The organism is Haloarcula sp. CBA1122, from assembly GCF_009741785.1.
Lineage (GTDB): Archaea > Halobacteriota > Halobacteria > Halobacteriales > Haloarculaceae > Haloarcula > Haloarcula hispanica.
Map to the genome: position 1 here is coordinate 14,283 of NZ_WPCB01000039.1, position 18,658 is coordinate 32,940.

The following is an 18,658-nucleotide window of genomic DNA, read 5'->3' on the forward strand; positions in this document are numbered from 1 at the left end:
TTTTTATTCGCAGGCCCCCCAGCTTTCGGCATGAGCGAAGACCTCGGGACGGTAGACCGGGCGGTGTTGAACGCCTTCCAGGGCGGCTTCCCGGTCGTCGAACGGCCGTTCGAACCGGCCGCGGCGGCCCTCGCCGACCACGGCGTCGACATCGACGCGGACGAGCTGTTAGCGCGTGTACAGGACCTCGACGACGCGGGCGTTCTCACGCGGTTCGGGGCACTCATCAACGCCGAAGCTATCGGCGGTACCGCCACCCTTGTCGCAACTCACGCCCCCGAGGACAGCTACGACGAACACGCCGAGATGATAAACGCGTACCCGGAGGTCGCGCACAACTACGAACGCGAACATCCGCATCTGAACATGTGGTTCGTCCTCTCGGTGGCAGAGGAAGGCCGGGTTGAGGAGGTCCTGGCAGAAATCGAGGCCGAAACCGGCGAGGAGACGTACAACCTCCCGAAACAGCAGGAGTTCCACGTCGGCGCGAAGTTCCCCGTCGAGGGGCCACAGACGCAAGATATCGACTGTTCGGACCTGGGGCCGGACGTGACGCCGACCGACAGCCAGTCCCTGACCGCCGACGAACTGGACCTCGTGCTGGAAATCCAGGACGGCCTGCCGATTACCGCCACGCCCTACGCCGACGTGGCCGACGAAATCGACGCCGACGTCGACTGGGTGCTGGAGACGATACAGCGGTTCAACATGGAAGGGAAGGTCCGCCGCGTCGGCGTCATCCCGAACCACTACGCGCTGGGCTACAGCGAGAACGGGATGACCGTCTGGGACGTGCCCGACGAGGTCATCGACGAGGTGGGGCCGGCCATCGCCGAGTTCGACTTCGTGACCCACTGCTACGAGCGGCCGCGCCACGACGGCGTCTGGCCGTACAACTTCTTCGCGATGACCCACGGGCGAAGCGAAGCGGAGAGCCAGGAGCGCATCCAGCAGGTCCGCGACCGGATGGCCGACCACTGGGACGTGTCCGAGGACGACTGGGACACGCTGTTCTCGACGCGCATCCTGAAGAAGACGGGAATCAGGCTGGACGAACGAGCGCGGCAGAACACAGAGACGGCGTGACCGTGTCCGCTTGGTGTAGCAGCGCCAAATCAGGAGGGGAGCACCGATGATTCCGCTCATGCACGACTTCGAGGGCGAGACAGTGCTCGTCGTCGGCGGCGGTCCGGTCGGTGCGCGCAAGGCCCGAACGTTCGCCACGGAGGCGAGCGTCGTCGTCCTCAGTCCCGAGTTCGCCGACCGGGCGTTCGCGGACGCCGAAAAGGTCCGGGCCGCCCCGGACCCCGAGGATGCCGAAGAATGGGTCGAGCGGACCGACCCGGCACTGGTCGTCGCCGCGACGGACGACTCGGCCCTGAACGACGCCTTCACCGCGGCTGCCGAGGACCACGGTGCACTCGTCAATCGAGCCGACGACCACGGGGACCAGTCGTTCGGCAATGTCGTCGTCCCGGCGACAGTGCGGGACGACCCGGTGACGCTGGCGATTGCGACCGGCGGGCGCGCGCCGGCGCTGTCGAAACACCTCCGCGAGCGTTTCGAAGACGAGTTCAGAAACGCCGGTCTGATGGCGGAACTCGTTGGTGACCTCCGTGAGGACCTTCGCGACCGGGGCGTCCCGCCGGCCGAACGGCGTGACGCCGTCAGGTTCGTTGTCAGGTCACGGGAAGTTTGGAAGGCTTTAGATAGTGGCAGGTACAAGGGAGAGCAAGTAGCTAGAGACGTGATCGGAGAGTTACCTGGTGATCAAACGTGAGAGGGGACACTGGTGCAATCGTTGGGGTCTGTATCTCCCATGAACGCGCAAGCGTCGACCAATTAGAGACCGCTGCGGCGGACAGCGAGCGCCACGCCGTCGAATCCCTGCTCGCCAACCCAGAGGTCGAAGAGGCGATTGCGCTACAGACGTGTAACCGTACCGAGGGGTACGTCGTCGTCTCTGATCACGCGGACGGGCTCGACGCGCTCGAACTGTTCACCCGCGCCGTGCCCGAAGATGTCGTCGTCGAGATGGGTCACGAGGAGAGCCTCCGTCACTTGCTCCGGGTAGCCGCCGGGCTCGAATCGATTGTGCTGGGCGAGGACCAGATCCTCGGCCAGCTCCGGACCGCCTACGAGACAGCCCGCGGCGTTGGCGGCATCGGGCCGATGCTGGAAGACGGTGTCACGAAAGCGATTCACGTCGGCGAGCGCGCCCGCACGGAGACGAAGATCAACGAGGGTGTCGTCTCGATTGCCTCCGCCGCGGTTCGCTTGCTCAAACAGGAGAGTTCGCTGACTGACGGGACAGCGCTCGTCGTCGGTGCCGGCGAGATGGGCCAACTCGCTGCGGATGCGCTCAGCGAGGAGGTAGAACGGCTGCTCGTGGCTAATCGGACAGTGCCACACGCGGAGCACGTCGCCGAATCGGTCGACATCGACGCCAGTGCGGTTGCGCTCGACGGCATCGAAGCGGCCGTTTCCGAGGCCAGTGCCGTCATCTCGGCGACGGGGAGCGGCGACCAGGTGTTCGATATCGGGACCTTCAGCGATGCCGGTGACGTATCTATCGTCGATATTGCCCAGCCGCGTGACGTTCCGGCCGGCGCGGACCGACTCCCGTCAGTGACGGTGTACGACCTCGACGCGCTGGAGTCGGTGACCGCCGAAACGCGGAACAAGCGGCAGCGAGCCGCCGAGGCAGTCGAACGCATCGTCGACGAGGAGTTCGACCGCCTGCTCACGCAGTACAAGCGCAAACGCGCCGACAGGGTCATCTCGACGATGTACGAGAGCGCCGAACAGGTCAAGGCGGCCGAGATAAACAGCGCGCTCTCGGCGGCTGACTTCGACGATGACCAGGCGGAAGTCGTCGAAGCGATGGCCGACGCCATCGTCTCGCAGATCCTCGCCGCGCCGACCAAGAGCCTGCGCGACGCCGCGGAGGAGGACGACTGGTCGACGATTCATACGGCGCTCCAGTTGTTCGACCCGGACTTCGGCGGCCCGGACCAGGTCACCCCGCCCGAGTTCACCCAGGGCATGTCGGTCGACGACATCCCCGACGGCATGCGCGACGAGATCCCGAACGCGATGCTCGACCGACTCTCTGACGACTGACCACGCCCACCTTTTTGCCCACGCCGTCCGACGTATCCGATATGGCAGACCTGCTCTCTGATGCAGAGATTAGCGACCGGCTACCCGAGGAGTGGACCCGCGACGGCGACGAAATCGTTCGCGTCTTCGAGTTCGACGGCTATCTGGACGCGTCGGGCTTTCTGAGCGCCGCCGCTGGCCTCGCCGAGGACGCGTGGCATCACCCGGAGATGACCATCCGCTGGGGCGAGGTCGAAGTCCGACTCACGACCCACGACGCCGGTGGCATCACCGAGAACGACATCGATTTCGCCGAGCGGCTGAACGGCATCCACGACTGACGGTGTGACCGTGGACACCGCCGATGGACTCGCGTCGCTCCGGCCGACCGACCCCGAGGGGGCGACCGCACGGTACGTCTTTCGGGTCGAAATCCGGCTGGAGCCGGACGCGGATGGGCTGTGGACTGACCCCGACCGGTTCGAGACGACGCTGTATCGAGCGGCCGACACCCCGGGGACCGGCGGCTGGCTGTTCTTCCGGGACACGCTCTGGCGGGGCGAACTGGCCGACGAACCGCACTTCCGTCGGCTTGTCGAGGACGAACTCGGCTGCCCGGTCGTCTCGGCGTCGTTCCGTGAACTCCGGACCGAGGAGGCGTACCTCGACGCGCTACAAGCCGAAATCGCCGACGACCTGGCCCTGTTCAACGCTGATTCGGTCAGCGAAGTGCTCAACAAGTACCTCGGCAGTTCGATCCGTGTGGCGTGAAAAGAAACGTCGCTGCGTAGTCAGTGTTTACAGCGGTGTTATACGCATCAAAACTGGTAGTAGGGCCCGAAAGACTTTATTAGAAAATCCCCAATAAAATCACCCCTCATGACCACCGACTATGATTTCTGGCTGTTCGACCTCGATGGGACGCTCGTCGACATCGAGCCAGCCTACCCCCGGAAGGTGATGGGTGCTGTCGGCGACCGCCTCGGCGTCGAGTTCACCGACCGGGAACGGGACGCGCTCTGGTACGGATTCGGTGGGACTCGGTCACAGACACTCGCAGAGCGCGATGTCGACCAACAGGAGTTCTGGCGGCTGTTCCACGAGGAGGAAGACCCTGTCGCCCGGGCCGAGGCGACGTATCTCTACGACGACGCCGAGGCGTTCCTCGCCACCCTCGACACACCGGTCGGACTGGTCACACACTGCCAGCAGTACCTCACCGAACCGGTGCTTGCCCATCTCGACATCGCCGACTGGTTCGAGACGGTCGTCTGCTGTGACGACGACATCGGCTGGAAGCCCGACCCCAAGCCGGTGGAGTTGGCGATGCGGGAGATGGATGTCTGGTACAACGGTCACAGCGGCGTGCTGGCCGGGGACAATCCGTCAGACATCGGTGCAGCGTGGAACGCGGGCCTCGACGGGGTCCACGTCGGTCGGCGGTCCCCGGCGGAGATGGGTCGGTGCGTGCGCGGCGACAGGCGCGTCGCCTCGCTGCTCGATCTGGCGTCGTCTCAGGGGAGGTAGTCCCAGTTTTCCACGGTGACAGTCGTTCCGGCATCGATACCAGTTTCGTCTGCAGGCACGGATACCCAGCCGTCGGCTCGGGTCGCCGTGGCAAGGTCAGCGCCCGGCAGTGGCGCCGCTGTCCCGTCGGTCACGGTGACCGGCACGAACGAACGGACGGATGCAGGGCTGTCTACCCCGTCGCTCAGTGAGGCTGATTGGTGGGGGTGATCCGACAGCGGTGCATCGGCAAACGCCTTCAGTAGCGGACGAAGGAGTTGTACCGCGCCGACGCGGGCTGCACTCGGCGACTCCGGCAACAGCAGGACCGGGCGGTCCTCGACGACGGCGACTCCCGTCCGCTGGCCGGGGTCGATATCGACGTAGTCGGTGAACACTTCGCCGAGGTCCGCAACGACCTCTCGAAGCGTGTCCCCCGGCTCGGTCCCGGTGATGACGAGCGCATCACGGGTGAGGTCGCGCTGGACGGCCATCCGGAGCGCCGGTGCGTCGTCGGCGACGGGGTCCCGGTAGGTCACTTTCCCGCCCCACCGGTCGGCGTACTGCGCCAGCGTGAACCCCGCTGTCTCGACCTCGCGGGCCGCGCTGGCAGCCGCTCGGAGTTCGTCGCCCGTCGGTACGATTCCGACCTGTGGTCGCTGGCGGACGAGCAGTTCGGAGACGCCGCTTGCCCGCAACAGTCCCACATCGCCGGGCCGTACCTGATGCCCCTGCTGGAAGACGGTGTCGTCGACCGAGATATCCGCCGCTTCCACGGGTTCGTTCGCCGTCGCATCTGTCGCCAGCACTCGTCCGACAGCGACGGAGAGCGGAATCCTGTCTGTCCGGTCGACGGGGACAGCGAAGCTACCGAGCTGTCTGCGGGCAGTCTCCAGCGCGAGCGACTCGGCCTCCGACGGCGGGGAGCCAGCCATACCCTTGCTAGTGGGTACTGTGGCAAAAACGCCCCGAGTGGCCACGTCCCATCAGTCGCTCGCCTACATGGACTGGGAACGCTTTTGTTCGGTCCGACGCGGAGTGGCCGTATGGTCCTCCCGCAACTGGTCGCCATCGTGTTCCTGGTCATCGGCGGCTTCGTCCTCCTCCGCGGTGGCCGGGAACTCCGAACGGTGTTTCACATCCTCCGGAACGATCCAGTCCCGGTGCGCTCGCTCGACGGGCACTCCGGTCCCGTCGAAATCACCGGCACAGCCGTTGCCGACGAGGACGCCGGAACCGTCACGGCTCCCTTCACCGGCAGCGAGTGTCTGGCCTACACCTACGAGGTCGAGGAGTATCGGTCGTCGGGGAAACACTCCAGCTGGGAGACGCTAGACGAGGGGCAGGCCGGCGTCGACTTCATCGTCGACGACGGGAACGCTCGCGTCCGCGTGAATCCCGACGGCGCGGACGTACGGTTCGAGTCCCAGTCCGTGACGGTATCCCCCGGGACTGAACTCCCCGAGCGCCTGGCCGGCTACGTCGAGCGAACGGATGCCGTCGAGGCACAGGACGGATCCGTGAATCTGCTCGTCACTGAGATCAGTCTGGGGAACAAACAGCGCTTCACCGAGCGTCGGCTGGATGTCGGCGAGGACGTGTACGTCTACGGCCAGGCGATGCGCGGCCCCGCATCGGAGTGGGGAAGTAATCTGGTCGACGCCGTCGTCGGGGATGGCGATGGGACGCCGGTGTTCGTCATCTCCGACACCAGCGAGCGTGGCACGGCCCGACGGATTGTTCGCGGCGCTATCGCTGAAACTGTGTTCGGACTAGCGGCTGTCCTCATCGGTGCTGCCGTCCTCCTCTCCGTACCCCTGTAGAGTAGCAGAGACCGTCGGGTTTACCACTGCGTACCACTTAGACAGGCGTATGCCAGCCCTGCGTGAAGCGCTTCGGGATCTTCCCGACGCCGTGTTCGCGGACGTGCTCGAATCCGAGGACGAATACCTGCTCGTGCTCGACCTGCCGGGTGTGACCGCGGACACAATCGACGTGACCGTTGAAGGGGGCCGCCTTCGTATCGACGGGCAACGGACCAAAGACGTGCCCGGGGAGTTCACGTTCGTCCGCGAGGACCGCTCCGTGTTCCTCGACGCCGAGCTCCCGCTCCCGCCGGACACGACCGGGCAGGGCGGGGAGGGGACCGTGGAAAACGGCGTCCTCGAGCTCCGCCTGCCGAAGGCGACAGCCGCACCGAGCACTACAATCCCGATCGACGGGGACTGACCCAGAGGTGGCAAGCCGGTGAACCTTCGCGCGTACTGGCGGTTCCTCGTCGTCGCTCGCCACTTCCTGCCCCTGTTGGTCGCGTACGCACGAGACCGAAAGCGGTTCTTCGTGGTCGGCTCGTCGCGCCGTGTCACGCCTGAACAGCGTCGCAAACGTGCACAGCAACTGCTCGACTCGCTGCTGACGCTCGGCCCGACGTTCATCAAACTCGGACAGATCCTCTCGACACGGCCGGACGTCCTGCCGCCGGAGTACATCGAGGAGTTCTCCAAGTTGCAGGACCGCGTGCCACCGGCAGACTGGGACGAGGCACGAGTCGTCATCGAGGACGAGCTGGGGTCCGTCGACGACCGCTTCGACGAGTTCGAGACAGAGGCGATAAGCGGCGCGTCGCTCGGCCAGGTGTATCTGGCGGAGGTCGACGGCGAGAAGGTCGCCGTCAAGATCCGCCGGCCCGGTATCGAGACGCTCGTCGAGGCCGACCTGCGGGTCGTCCGCTGGTCGCTCCCGCTGTTGATGTATTTCATCGACGACTCCCGGTCGTTCTCGCTTGAGACGCTAGCCGACGAGTTCTCGAAGACCATCCGCGAGGAGATGGACTACCAGCGGGAGGGCCGCATGCTCACCGAAATCCGGGAGAACTTCCGGGACAACGACCGTATCTGTATCCCCAAGGTCAAGGAGTCCCACTCCACGCAGCGCGTCCTGACGATGGAGTACGTTCCGGGCACGAAGATCAACGACATCGACAGCCTTGACGCGGGCGGAATCAATCGAACGGAACTGGCCGAGACGCTCCAGCGGGCGTACCTCCAGATGATCATCGACGACGGCGTGTTCCACGCGGACCCGCATCCCGGAAACCTCGCCGTACAGGACGACGGGACGCTCGTCTTCTACGACTTCGGGATGTCCGGTCGAGTCGACCCGTTCGTGCAGGACAAGATCATCGACTTCTACGCCGCCGTCGCCGATCAGGACATCGACGCCATCCTCGATGCCCTCATCGAGATGGGGACGCTCTCGCCGGAGGCCGACCGGCAGGTGATGGGTGACGTGATGGAACTGGCCATCGCCGACGCCCGTGGCGAGGACATCGAGCAGTACCGCGTCCAGCAGATCATTCAGCAGGTCGAGGACACCATCTACGAGTTCCCACTTCGGCTCCCGGCGAACCTGGCGCTCGTGTTGCGCGTCGCCACTGTCGTCGAAGGCGTCTGTGTCACGCTCGACGAGGACTTCGACTTCATCGGCGTCGCCACCGACTATCTCCGCGAAGAGGGGTACCTCGCCGAGGGCGTGCGGAACTTCGTCGAGGACCGGGCGACCGAAGTATCCGACGCCGCTCGGTCAGCCGTCCGAATCCCGCCGAAACTGGAGTCCGCTCTCGACAGGGTCGAGCGGGAGGACTTCCGCGTGCAGGCCGACATTGAGGACTCCGATGGCCTGCTCGCGACGATGACCAAGCGGCTCATCCTCGGGATGTTGCTCGCGAGCACGCTGTTCTCGACAGCGTTCCTCTACACGCAGGCGTCGCTGCCGGCCACTGGTGTCGGCATCGCTGGAACCGTCGGGCTCTCTCTGGCGCTGTGGTGGTCGTTCCGCTCGAAAAAGGCCGTCCGCGCCAAGCCGCAGTTCACGCGACAGAGTATGCGTGAGCAGGACCGGGAGAGCCCGGGTGGGCTCAACACCTCCTTCGGCGAGGACACCGACGACGCCTACAGCGGCGACTGAACGCCCTCCGGCTATACGGTCAGAGACGTTTTTCGAAGTGGACGAGTTCGTACTCGCCCTGTGTTGACTGGTCTACCTCCTGGTATCCTTCGTCGCGGTAGAACGCGACCGCGGCGGGCTGGCTCTGTGACGTCGTCGCAAGCAGGACCTCGTACCCCCGCTCGGCCACTTGTTGTTCGAGTTTGTGGAGGAGGCTCCGACCGTAGCCACGTCGTTGCCGGGACGGAGCCACCCGCATCCGGTGGAGTTCGGCCGCGCCGGGGACGGTTCGCTCGTCCGCGTGGCCGACCTCGTTCGGGAGGAACCCGCCCATCGCGGTTAGGCCGCCGTCGAACGTCTGTGGGAGGTCATCGTCGGCATCGGGAACGACGCCGACGAGAAACGCGCCGCCGGTGTCGAAATACCGCGTCTCGATGTTTTGCAGGTCCGACGTTCCGGGGATGTCACTGGGGTCATTGCCGGTCGCTCGCATTGCCCACTCGTGGAGACACCAGACAGCGTCGGCGTCCCGGTCGTCGTAGGACCGAAGCTGAATGGAGTTGGTCATCGAATATGTTCTGGACAGCACATTATCGGAGAACGGGTTTAATTCTACCTTATCAGAGTATGGTTCTATTATAGCCCCCTGAATTTATCCGGAACGTTCAGTATTCAGTGTCTGGTATAGGGGGTATGAGAAAATACGGTGGCACGTACCGGGTGCAAACCCCGGATCGCGGACGCGATACGTCGATACCATTACGATCACGGAGGAGTGTGGGCCGACAATGACGGCCCCGGCAACGAACAACGTGGTGCTGGTCACGGTTGATTCGCTGCGAGCGGACGCACTGGGTGGCGCTGACAGCGTCTCCCCAGTCCTGGACTCGCTCGCTGAGTCGGGCGTTGTCTTCGAAAACGCCGTCGCACAGGGGAACTGGACGCCGTTCTCGTTCCCGTCCATCCACGGCTCGCGGCCGGTGTTCGCTGAGAGCGACGACATCGGTCTGGCGTCGACGCCGACGCTGGCCGAGCAGGTGTCCGATGCCGGTATCGAGACGGCAGGGTTCAACGCCGCAAACGGTTTTCTCACCGATCACTGGGGATACGACCGCGGGTTCGACGAGTTCGAGCCGTTCGTCGACAGCGGCGGCTACAGCAAGTACTTGGCGGCCCACCCGACCATCCAGGCGTGGGTCCAACTCGGCACTTCACCGTTCCGTCGTGCTGCGACCGTCCTCAGCGGCGGGTCTGACGAACGGCCCTTCGCCGACGTGTCCCGGATGGGCGACCTCGAAGACCGCGCCACCGAGTTTCTGGCGACGACCGACGGACCGTTCTTCCTGTGGGTCCACTACATGGACACGCACACACCGTACGTGCCGGCCCCGCGGCACATCCGCGAGGTGTCGGACAACCACTTCGGTGTCCTCCGAATGCTCACCTCCCACCTCCGAACCGGGCTGGGCTGGGAAGTCGACGACCGGACGCTGGAGACGCTCCGGACGCTGTACGAGGCGACGGTCCGGCAGGTTGACGCCAGCGTCGGTCGGCTCCTCGACACTCTCGAAACTGAAGGCCACCGCGACGACACTACCATCATCGTCGCCGGCGACCACGGCGAAGAGTTCCTTGAACACGGCCATCTCGCTCATTACCCCAAGCTCTACCGGGAACTCATCGACGTTCCATACATCGTCTCGACGCCGGACAGCGAGCACCAGTCGGTCGAGACGCCGGTCGGCCTCGACACAATTGCGCCGACAGTGTGCGACCTGCTGTCGCTCACGCCGGCGGCGGAGTGGGACGGGGCGTCTGTCGCTCCAGCGGTCCACGGCGAGGCCATCGAGGACCGCGGTCCCATCGTCTCCGCAGCGGTCCGGGGCGAGAGCGTGACCAGTCAGCCGATTCCGCGGAACCGTGCGGATGGGGAACTCCTCCTCAGCGCACGCGACGAGCGCTACACGTACATCGAATTCACAGAATCGGGCCACCAGGAACTGTACGACCGGACGAACGACCCCGAGGAACAGGTCGATCTGTGTTCGGGCTCGACGGATGCCGACCCGCCTGCAACCGTCCTCGACCGCCTGTCGGATGCCGTCGCCGACCACCTCGCCACACTCGACAGCGACGGGACGGGGGCTGGAAACACCGAGGCATCCGACGAGATAACAGCACGATTAAAGGCACTCGGTTATCAGTAAGGCTGTATGGCGTCCGCTGTCGTCACACCGGCCCGGCGACAGCAACTCGTCCGGTTTTTCCTCGTCGGTGTGTTTGCTGCATCGGTCCAGCAGGCGCTCCTATGGCTGTTTACTGATATCGGTGGCCTGAATTACATTTTCGCAGCCGCTATCGCCATCGAATGTACGATCCTGCTACAGTACGCTCTGAACAACGCCTGGACGTTCCACCGGTCGCAGCATTCGAGCCTGCGGGAGTACGTACTCGGGCTAGGGAAGACGAACCTCGTCCGTGGGACAGCTATCCCACTTCAGTTAGGCCTTCTCTACGCCTTTGTCACCTGGGGCGGCGTCGTGCCGTTGGTCGGGAATGCCGGGGCCATCGTCATCACAGGTGTGTATCGCTACGCGCTTGATGCCCACTGGACGTGGGGTTAGACGGTCGGGACGGGGACCTCGTCGAGCACGCTCTGGATGACGGTTCCCTTGTCGACTTGCTCGACGCGGGCATCGGGCGTAACACGAGCCTATGGGCCAGCACCGGCTGTGCGACCCGCTTGATGTCGTCCGGTGCAACGTACTCCCGGCCGGCGATTGTTGCCATCGCCCGCGTTGCCTCGAACAATCGCTGGGTCCCGCGCGGTGAGACCCCCACATCTACGCGGTAGTCGTCTCTGGTCGCCCGGACGAGGTCAGCCATGTACTGCAGCAGGTCGTCGTCGACCGTAACTGTCTCCGGAACGCTCCGGAGTTCTTTGACTGACTCCGCGTCAAGCACCGGTTCCACGGTCGGACTCTGTGTCGTTCGACCGGCACGCCGCCGGAGGAGTTCGACCTCGCCCTCGCCGTCAGGATAGCCGAGTGATGTCTTGGCCAGAAACCGGTCGACCTGTGCTTCGGGGAGTTCGAAGGTCCCCTCCATATCGACGGGGTTCTGCGTGGCGATGACAAAGAACGGTTCCGGCAGCTCGTACGTGTCCCCGTCGACGGTGACCTGTCCTTCTTCCATCGCTTCGAGCAGCGCGGACTGGGTCTTTGGCGGTGCGCGGTTGATCTCGTCGGCCAACAGGACGTTGGCGAACACCGGTCCTTCGGTGAATTCGAAGCTCCGGGACTCCTCGTTGAAGATGTGTGTCCCCGTGATATCGGCCGGCAGGAGGTCCGGCGTGAACTGGATGCGGGAGAAGGACAGTCCCAGCGCGGTCGCGACGCTGCGGGCGGTCAGCGTCTTCCCTGTGCCGGGAACGTCCTCAAGCAGGACGTGGCCCTTCGCGACGACCCCCAGCAGCACCGTCTCGAAGAAGCCGCGGTCAGCGATGACGGCACTCCCGATCTCGTCGAGGATCTGACTCGACACCTCGCTTGCCTCGGTAGCGTCCATAGCCTGTCATGTTACGGGTCCGGTAAAGGGGTGTCGAGTCTGAAATCGAAACCCCTAAAGAGCAAACGGCGGTACTGATGGGTGAGCCGAGGTAGCCTAGCCTGGCCAAGGCGGTTGCTTCGAGAGCAACTGTCCTCACGGACTCAGGAGTTCAAATCTCCTCCTCGGCGTTCTCTGCAGCCATTCCGACGAGCGCAGCGAGTCGGCAGTGCTGCAGGACCGTGATGCGTGGAGAGTTGGAGTAGACCAGTCGCAGCCCGGAACGGCGCACCGCGCCGCACGCCCGGACCGTCTGGGCGTGGTTCAAATCTCCTCCTCGGCGTTCTCTGTACCAGAGTCGGCGAGCGTAGCGAGTCGGTAGTGCTGCAGGAATCGGATCGTATCCGGCCGACCGCCGTCAGGTCAGCAGGAAAATCAACACGCTGATCGTCATTACGACGAGAATGAACGCCCCGGCCAGTGCGCCACCCATCGAGACCATCGCGTTGGCAGTCGAGGCCAGCGTCTCGGTCCGGTCGTTGCCGAACACCGTCACGGTCGCCTGTTCGCTCGCCATCCCGGCCTCGACGGGTTCGAGGTCGGCGACGGCTCTGTCGACGAGGTCCCCGATGAGCGCAACGATTTCCTTCTCGGGGATGACCTGTCCGACCTGATTCTCGGCCTCGACGGTGTTGACGATGTGGGTGTCGCTGGTCATCACCTCCATCATATCCACGCCGTCGGCGGCGTCGATGATGCGCTGACGGAGGCCCGGCTCCATGTTGTTGCCGTCGATGAGCACGTACGCCGTCCGCTGGCCGTTGACTTCGAAGACACAGACCCGGATTCCGAGCGGGCCGATGCCCTCCTCGGGCTCCCAGGGGGTCCTGTCCCAGGCGACTCCACAGCGGAGTTGGCCGGTTTCGGCATCTGTGAGCAAGTTTCCAAGCTGACCGGCCCCGTGGAGCATGTCGAATGACCGCTGACTGCCGGGAACGACGTGGCCGAGGTCGTCGCCCTCGAGCCCGTCGTTGCAGTTGTGTGCGTCGACCAGGAGTACGTCGTCGAGCCCGTCGGCCCGCGCTTCCGACATCGCTGAGAGACCCACGGCGTACTCCACGTCGTCGGCACAGCCCGGCGCGTACGTGTTCACGACGAGCGCATCGGAGCCGAAGGCCTGCCCCGTCAGCGTGGCCTCGCCCTCTGTGACACGGAGGCCCGCCGTCGCCTGGTCGTCGTATTCGAGGTTCTGGTACGCCGTCTCTGCGGTCGACAGGATCGTGTCGACCTCCCGCTCCGTGACGAGGTTGAAGTCGTGGCCGGCGGTCGCGTGTGGCGGGAAGGCCAGGCCGTCGGCCGATTCGGCGACGCGTCTGGGGAGGTTACCGCCGCCGATTTCACCCATCGGGCCGGGGTGAATCATCGGCAGGACGAACCGGGCTTTCTCCTCGCCGCCCGGCCGACGGACCGACAGCAAGGTGACCGGGACGACGGCTTCTTCGCCGATGTCCTCGAAAAACTCCTCCAGTTCGCGCGTGCCTTCGGCGATGTGCCCGATGAACCCCCGGAGGAAATCCAGCGCGGAAACGCCGAGCGAGGAGCGCCATGGTTGGTCGATGACGACCAGGAACAGCCAGACTGCTAGCGCGTAGATGACACAGATAACCGCGAGGATAATGAAGTCCTGCGGAATAAACCCCTGTACCTGCGGCGGGACCTCCTCCGGGCGGGAGAGGTACTCCCGAAGCATCGGGTCTTCGAGAATAAACGCGGTCGCCCCGCTGTATATCGCCAGCAACACGGCGGCAGTGACCGTCTGGACGCTCGCCGGAATCGCCGCCTTCAGCAGTGAGTGCCGCGAGACGGCCATCAGTATCAGCAGCCGGAAGGCGAATATCGACGCCAGCGCGACTAACAGCACGTCGAAGACGAAGTTCTGCCCGAGGCGGACGGTAAAGATGGCGATAACGCCGGCGACAGTCAGCATCGCGATAGTGATCAACTCACAGATGACCGCAAGCAGCGTGGCCCGGTTCGGGGTTAATTGTCCGCCCAGCTGCCGGTCGACCCACGGCGTCACGGCACTGGCGATTGAGGTCGGCAGGCCGATGAGAAACACGCCCTGCCAGGCGTCGTCGAGGATGAACCGCGAATCGAACGCAACGATACCAGTCATCGCCGCGATGACCAGTGCAAAGGCCAGGCTCGTATACCAGGTCGGAGCCCTGAAAATAAACCGCGAAAGGCTAGCGAGATTTCCCTGTGTCGCCGTCATTTATGTATCACATCCTACGCGTGAATATAAAACCAGTTACATCACGCTGCAGCGATTACTGGCGAGCGACAGACTGCTGGTCACAGACCGACAGGAAGTTCTCGAACACTTCCTCGCCCTCTTCGGTGTGAGCGACCTCTGGATGCCACTGGACGCCGTATATCGCTTCGTCTGTGTTGCTCATCGCCTCGACGCCACAGACATCGGAGGTCGCGGTCCGCTCGAATCCGGGCGGGACTTCCTTCACTTCGTCAGCGTGGCTGGCCCACACACGCGTTTCGGGATACAGCGAGCCGAGCAGCGGGTCGTCATCATCGAGGATGTCCACCGTCACGTCCGCGTAGCCGCCGTACTCGCCGCCGCCGACTCGGCCGCCGAGTTCGTCGGCGATGAGTTGCATTCCCAGACAGATGCCGAGCACTGGAACGTCGAGGTCGAGGTACTCGGGACAGTTCCCGATATCGTCCATGTCCGGGCCGCCCGAAAGGACGATGCCGTCGGCGTCGATCTCCTCCGGCGGGGTCGTGTTGTCCCTGAGTGAGACGTCGACGCCCATGTCCCGGAGCGCGCGCTGCTCCAGATGTGTGAACTGTCCGTGATTGTCGATAACGTCGATTCGGGTCATTACTGACGCGAAGGCTACGAAGGCGTATATATCTCCTGATGCGGTCGACGGTTCCCCCGCGTCCGGTTTCAGGGCCACTCTCGAAGGGTTTGGCGAACCCCGTCGAGAACTGTCGGGCCACGCAGTTCCAGCGTCACGGTGTTGCCGCCGTCCGAGGTCGTGAGGTGTACTGCCCCGCCGTAACTCTCGACGATCCACGTCGTCAGCCATAGCCCGATCCCTTTTGAATGGCACAGTTGTGTCTCTACGCCGCTATTGAGGACATCCCGTTCGTGCTGTGGAATCGACGGGCAGTTATCCCCGACGTGAACGAACACGGTTCGGCCGTGTTCTTCGACTGAGATATACAGCGTCGGGGTATCTTCGCAGTGAACGACCGCATTTTCGATGACGTTCCGAAGCACAGTGTCGAGCATCCAGTCGGCGTACACCTTCGACTGATCCGGGAGGTCGAGTTCAACAGTTGTCTCCGGGTGCGATTGCGTGATCTTTTTCGCCTGTTCTCTGACACACGGCACGAGGTCGATCGGTTGCTGTGCGCGACGGTCCGCGTCGAACGCGAACTCTATCTGCCTCGCCTTCTCCGTAGTGGCGATGATATCGTCGATAGTACCGTTCAACTGCTCGACGTGCGCACGCGACTTGGAGTCGCCACGCTCTGCTGTCTCCCGCTGCAGTTCGCCGAGATGCCCGAGTGCGACGTTGAGGTCGTTCCGGAGGTCGTGCCTGAGCACTCGAAACAACACCTCGTTGCTCTGGGTGAGTCTGCGCCGGGACCGCCGGAGTTCCAGTAGCCACCCGAACAGAACCCCGCCAAACCCGCCGACTGCGACCCCGCTCGCGAGTATCGACGGGATCATCGAGGACTGCGGTACTGGGGCGAGCAGCACGACGATTTTGATGAGCGTAAACAGCGCGATGCCCAGTCCGCACCACTCCGCGGCAGTCCATATTTGATCTCCGGACAGTCCACTCACCGGGAGCCAGTAGTTCGCGGCTACCAGGGCTAGCGCCGGTGTCAACCCCACGCTGAGGATGACCACGTCTATCGGGGACGGCCGGACGATAGCCATGCCGTGGGCGAGTAACGCGCCGGAAATCACGAAACCCGTTGCGACGACATATCCCGTCCCCAGCGACTGCTTCGTGAGCGCCGGAGAGGTCACTATACTAATCAGTTACTGTGTGCCTACTTATCCGTCTGCCACCAATTATCGGGTTTGATAATTAAGTGGCGCTACGAGTCGTCGTAGCGGTCGGCAGCCGATTCAAAGCCCAGTTCGGATTCCTCCTTAGAGCGGCGCTGTTCCCGCTGTGCAATGGCTTCAGGGTCCGGATTCGCGTCATCGTCGAGCCGCGCCCACGACTGATGAATCTTCGCGTGACACCACCGGCAGAGAAAGACCGTTATTTCGTGTGATAGCTCGTTGCCGCCTTCGCGGTACGAGAGGTGGTGTTCCTCTAGCAGCGGTCGGTCCTCGGAGTGGGCCATCCGCCGCTCTTCGAGTCCGCAACGAACACACTCCCGGTCGTGGTTCCGGGAGCGGAAATGCGGGCAGTCGACCCAGTCCCATTCCGGCTCCGCGTCTGCGTCCGCGTCATCTGGTGCAATCGCTGCCGGACAGCGAAAGTCGTCGGCACTACGGGTGTTGGCGAACTCGGGGTCGTGGTGGCCGTGTTCGCGCGCCCAACGACACTTCCCCTCGCCGGTGACGAAGTCACACCGCTGAACGTGGTCGTATGGGTCGTCGACGCCGACGGACGTTCCCCCGGGAGCCTTCTCCATGCGACATAGTGAGTGGCCGTGCCCCCTCAAACCCTCCGTTCCGACAGAAGACTTTTTGCCTGCCTACGACTTCCGCGGTGGTATGCGTCTCGTCCACGACCCCGACGGCGCGGCTCGCTCCCTCGCGACGGAGGTGGAGTACGCCGAGTCGATGCTCGAACAGGGCCGGGGGCTGATGTTCCGGTCGTCGATTCCCGACGACTACGCGCTGGTCTTCCCCTTCGACCGCGCGAGCCGACAGTTCATCCATATGCTGTTCGTCCGGTTCCCACTCGACGTGCTCTGGCTCGTCGACGAGGAGGTCCAGGCCGTCGAAACCCTACAGCCCTGGCGCTCGGTCGGCTACGCGAACGCGGATACTGTCATCGAACTGCCCGGTGGCGCGGCGTCGGACGTTTCCGAGGGCGATACGGTCCGTCTTGAATAACGAGTCTCAATAGCATGGGTCGTGGTAATCAGTTCCGTCACCTTTTAGACCGTGAAGAGTAGAGTAGACACCACTATGTCGGAATACCCGACGGAGGATAGAGGAAGTCGCCGCGAGGCGGCTGGCCGCGAAATTCGTGGCGCGTGATGGAGCATCTTCTGTGAGTCAGAACACATTGTTCGAGGGGCACCCAGCGATGCGTGCGCTCTCAGATGTCGGTGAGGTACAGTTTCTCGACACGACACTTCGCGACGGTGAGCAAGCCCCCGGCGTGTCACTGACGCCGGACGACAAGGCCGATATCGCCCGCTCGCTCGACGCGGTCCGTATCGATGTCATCGAAGCCGGGAGCGCCTGTACCGGCCCCGGCGAGCGCGAGACGATCTCTCGCGTCGCGGGGCTCGACCTCGACGGTACCGTCACTAGCTTCTGTCGCGGTATCCGGAACGATATCGATCTCGCACTCGACTGTGGTGTCGATGGCATCAATCTCGTCGTTCCGGCCAGCGACAAGCACGTCGAGCAGAAGGTCGGCACGTCCAAGTCCGAGAACGTCGACAACACTGTCGAACTGGTGGAGTACGCCGCCGACCACGGGCTCTGGGTCGAGGTCATCGGCGAGGACGGCTCGCGAGCGACCTGGACTACCTCGAAGAACTGCTCGAAGCCGCCGTCGAGGCCGGCGCGGACCGCATCTGCTGGGCCGACACCGTCGGTCACGCGACGCCGGACCGCGCACTCGAATGCGTCTCCCGGCTCTCCGACCTGGGCCCAGTCAGTACCCACACCCACGACGACCTGGGGCTCGCAGTGACGAACGCCCTGGTCTCCATCGCGGCAGGTGCAGACCTCGTCCACGGGACGATAAACGGCATCGGCGAGCGCGCCGGCAACGTCGCCCTCGAAGAGGTCGCTATCGCGCTTGACCACGGGTACGGCGTCGAGTCGATGGCCCTGACCGAGGTGTACGACCTCGCCCAGCTCATCGCCAACCGGACCGGCATCCCGCTGGCTCCCAACAAGGCGGTCGTCGGCGAGAACGCCTTCACCCACGAGTCCGGTATCCACACCGACGGCACGCTCAAGGACGACTCGATGTACGAACCGTACCCGCCGGAGAAAGTGGGCCGCGAGCGCCGCCTCGCACTCGGCAAACACGCGGGCAGAGCCGGTGTCGAGGCCGCCCTCGACGAGCACGATGTCGAGGTCACCGATGACCAGCTCTCGGAAATCGTCAGCCGCGTCAAGGAGATCGGCGACCGCGGCAAGCGCGTCACCGACGCCGACCTGCTGACCATCGCCGACGAGGTGACCGGCGACGCGCGCGACCGCCGGGTCGAACTGCTCGGCCTGACCGCCGTTTCCGGTTCCGACACGCCGACGGCGAGCGTCCGACCTCGCACCGGTCGACGGCTGAGGTAAAAAGCCCCCCCCAGCCCGGGGGGG

The 18,658-nt window shown here is 64.3% G+C and carries 18 protein-coding genes, 1 tRNA gene and 2 pseudogenes; 14 read left to right on the plus strand and 7 right to left on the minus strand.

Annotated elements, in window-relative coordinates; translation table 11 throughout:
- Positions 1 to 30: 30 nt before the first annotated feature.
- From GJ630_RS14380 to GJ630_RS14405, 6 genes are all read left to right on the plus strand, one after another.
- Positions 31 to 1,086, plus strand: a complete 1,056-nt coding sequence (locus tag GJ630_RS14380; protein WP_014040953.1) for an Lrp/AsnC family transcriptional regulator — start codon at positions 31 to 33, stop codon at positions 1,084 to 1,086.
- A gap of 46 nt (positions 1,087 to 1,132) precedes the next feature.
- Positions 1,133 to 1,780: a bifunctional precorrin-2 dehydrogenase/sirohydrochlorin ferrochelatase gene (locus GJ630_RS14385; RefSeq protein WP_191450148.1), complete on the plus strand. Its 648-nt coding sequence runs from the start codon at positions 1,133 to 1,135 to the stop codon at positions 1,778 to 1,780.
- Entirely contained in the window at positions 1,777 to 3,123 is a 1,347-nt protein-coding gene (gene hemA / locus GJ630_RS14390; protein WP_050036882.1) for a glutamyl-tRNA reductase, read from the plus strand. Before GJ630_RS14385 ends, hemA begins: the two co-directional genes overlap by 4 nt.
- Before the next feature lie 41 nt (positions 3,124 to 3,164).
- Positions 3,165 to 3,443: a 4a-hydroxytetrahydrobiopterin dehydratase gene (locus GJ630_RS14395; RefSeq protein ID WP_191450150.1), complete on the plus strand. Its 279-nt coding sequence runs from the start codon at positions 3,165 to 3,167 to the stop codon at positions 3,441 to 3,443.
- Between the two features lie 10 nt (positions 3,444 to 3,453).
- A complete protein-coding gene (gene lwrS, locus GJ630_RS14400; RefSeq protein WP_014040950.1) occupies positions 3,454 to 3,873 on the plus strand; it encodes an LWR-salt protein in 420 nt (139 codons plus the stop codon).
- A 108-nt stretch (positions 3,874 to 3,981) separates the two neighbouring features.
- Entirely contained in the window at positions 3,982 to 4,629 is a 648-nt protein-coding gene (locus GJ630_RS14405; protein ID WP_050036881.1) for an HAD family hydrolase, read from the plus strand.
- Here the strand turns inward: GJ630_RS14405 and GJ630_RS14410 are convergent.
- On the minus strand, positions 4,617 to 5,543 hold the full coding sequence (locus GJ630_RS14410; RefSeq protein WP_050036880.1) for a molybdopterin-binding protein: 927 nt from the start codon (positions 5,541 to 5,543) through the stop codon (positions 4,617 to 4,619). The genes GJ630_RS14405 and GJ630_RS14410 overlap by 13 nt on opposite strands.
- Before the next feature lie 111 nt (positions 5,544 to 5,654).
- On the opposite strand from GJ630_RS14410, the gene GJ630_RS14415 reads away from it, so the two are divergent.
- From GJ630_RS14415 to GJ630_RS14425, 3 genes are read left to right on the plus strand one after another with little or no spacing between them, the layout of a single operon-like run.
- The gene (locus GJ630_RS14415) at positions 5,655 to 6,431 is read left to right on the plus strand and encodes a GIDE domain-containing protein (RefSeq protein ID WP_014040947.1); all 777 of its coding nucleotides are present in this window, start codon (positions 5,655 to 5,657) and stop codon (positions 6,429 to 6,431) included.
- A gap of 49 nt (positions 6,432 to 6,480) precedes the next feature.
- On the plus strand, positions 6,481 to 6,837 hold the full coding sequence (locus GJ630_RS14420) for an Hsp20/alpha crystallin family protein (RefSeq protein ID WP_014040946.1): 357 nt from the start codon (positions 6,481 to 6,483) through the stop codon (positions 6,835 to 6,837).
- A gap of 18 nt (positions 6,838 to 6,855) precedes the next feature.
- The gene (locus tag GJ630_RS14425) at positions 6,856 to 8,574 is read left to right on the plus strand and encodes an ABC1 kinase family protein (protein WP_371727649.1); all 1,719 of its coding nucleotides are present in this window, start codon (positions 6,856 to 6,858) and stop codon (positions 8,572 to 8,574) included.
- Between the two features lie 19 nt (positions 8,575 to 8,593).
- Here GJ630_RS14425 and GJ630_RS14430 read toward each other — a convergent pair whose 3' ends face one another.
- A complete protein-coding gene (locus GJ630_RS14430; RefSeq protein ID WP_064288915.1) occupies positions 8,594 to 9,121 on the minus strand; it encodes a GNAT family N-acetyltransferase in 528 nt (175 codons plus the stop codon).
- A gap of 220 nt (positions 9,122 to 9,341) precedes the next feature.
- On the opposite strand from GJ630_RS14430, the gene GJ630_RS14435 reads away from it, so the two are divergent.
- Both GJ630_RS14435 and GJ630_RS14440 read left to right on the plus strand, forming a co-directional pair.
- On the plus strand, positions 9,342 to 10,760 hold the full coding sequence (locus GJ630_RS14435; protein ID WP_191450152.1) for a sulfatase-like hydrolase/transferase: 1,419 nt from the start codon (positions 9,342 to 9,344) through the stop codon (positions 10,758 to 10,760).
- A gap of 6 nt (positions 10,761 to 10,766) precedes the next feature.
- The gene (locus GJ630_RS14440) at positions 10,767 to 11,177 is read left to right on the plus strand and encodes a GtrA family protein (protein WP_007187702.1); all 411 of its coding nucleotides are present in this window, start codon (positions 10,767 to 10,769) and stop codon (positions 11,175 to 11,177) included.
- Here the strand turns inward: GJ630_RS14440 and GJ630_RS14445 are convergent.
- Positions 11,174 to 12,120: pseudogene (locus GJ630_RS14445) on the minus strand (AAA family ATPase). The gene GJ630_RS14440 and the pseudogene GJ630_RS14445 overlap by 4 nt on opposite strands.
- Before the next feature lie 85 nt (positions 12,121 to 12,205).
- Between GJ630_RS14445 and GJ630_RS14450 the strand changes: the two are divergent.
- Positions 12,206 to 12,290: transfer RNA gene (locus GJ630_RS14450), tRNA-Ser, on the plus strand.
- Positions 12,291 to 12,517: 227 nt separating this feature from the next.
- Here GJ630_RS14450 and GJ630_RS14455 read toward each other — a convergent pair.
- From GJ630_RS14455 to GJ630_RS14470, 4 genes are all read right to left on the minus strand, one after another.
- Entirely contained in the window at positions 12,518 to 14,374 is a 1,857-nt protein-coding gene (locus GJ630_RS14455; RefSeq protein ID WP_050036876.1) for a DUF2070 family protein, read from the minus strand.
- A 55-nt stretch (positions 14,375 to 14,429) separates the two neighbouring features.
- Positions 14,430 to 14,999 carry a GMP synthase subunit A gene (locus GJ630_RS14460; protein ID WP_004957654.1) on the minus strand — a complete coding sequence of 190 codons (570 nt, stop codon included), beginning with the start codon at positions 14,997 to 14,999 and terminating at the stop codon, positions 14,430 to 14,432.
- A gap of 68 nt (positions 15,000 to 15,067) precedes the next feature.
- Positions 15,068 to 16,165 (minus strand): ATP-binding protein, encoded by a 1,098-nt coding sequence (locus tag GJ630_RS14465; protein WP_050036875.1) that lies wholly within the window; start codon positions 16,163 to 16,165, stop codon positions 15,068 to 15,070.
- A gap of 71 nt (positions 16,166 to 16,236) precedes the next feature.
- Positions 16,237 to 16,785, minus strand: coding sequence for a hypothetical protein (locus tag GJ630_RS14470; protein ID WP_050036874.1), 549 nt, complete (start codon positions 16,783 to 16,785; stop codon positions 16,237 to 16,239).
- An 82-nt stretch (positions 16,786 to 16,867) separates the two neighbouring features.
- On the opposite strand from GJ630_RS14470, the gene GJ630_RS14475 reads away from it, so the two are divergent.
- Positions 16,868 to 17,212, plus strand: coding sequence for a DUF192 domain-containing protein (locus GJ630_RS14475; RefSeq protein WP_014040939.1), 345 nt, complete (start codon positions 16,868 to 16,870; stop codon positions 17,210 to 17,212).
- 196 nt (positions 17,213 to 17,408) lie between these two features.
- Positions 17,409 to 18,607 (plus strand): annotated as a pseudogene (locus GJ630_RS14480) (2-isopropylmalate synthase); the annotation flags it as partial.
- Positions 18,608 to 18,658 lie beyond the last annotated feature (51 nt).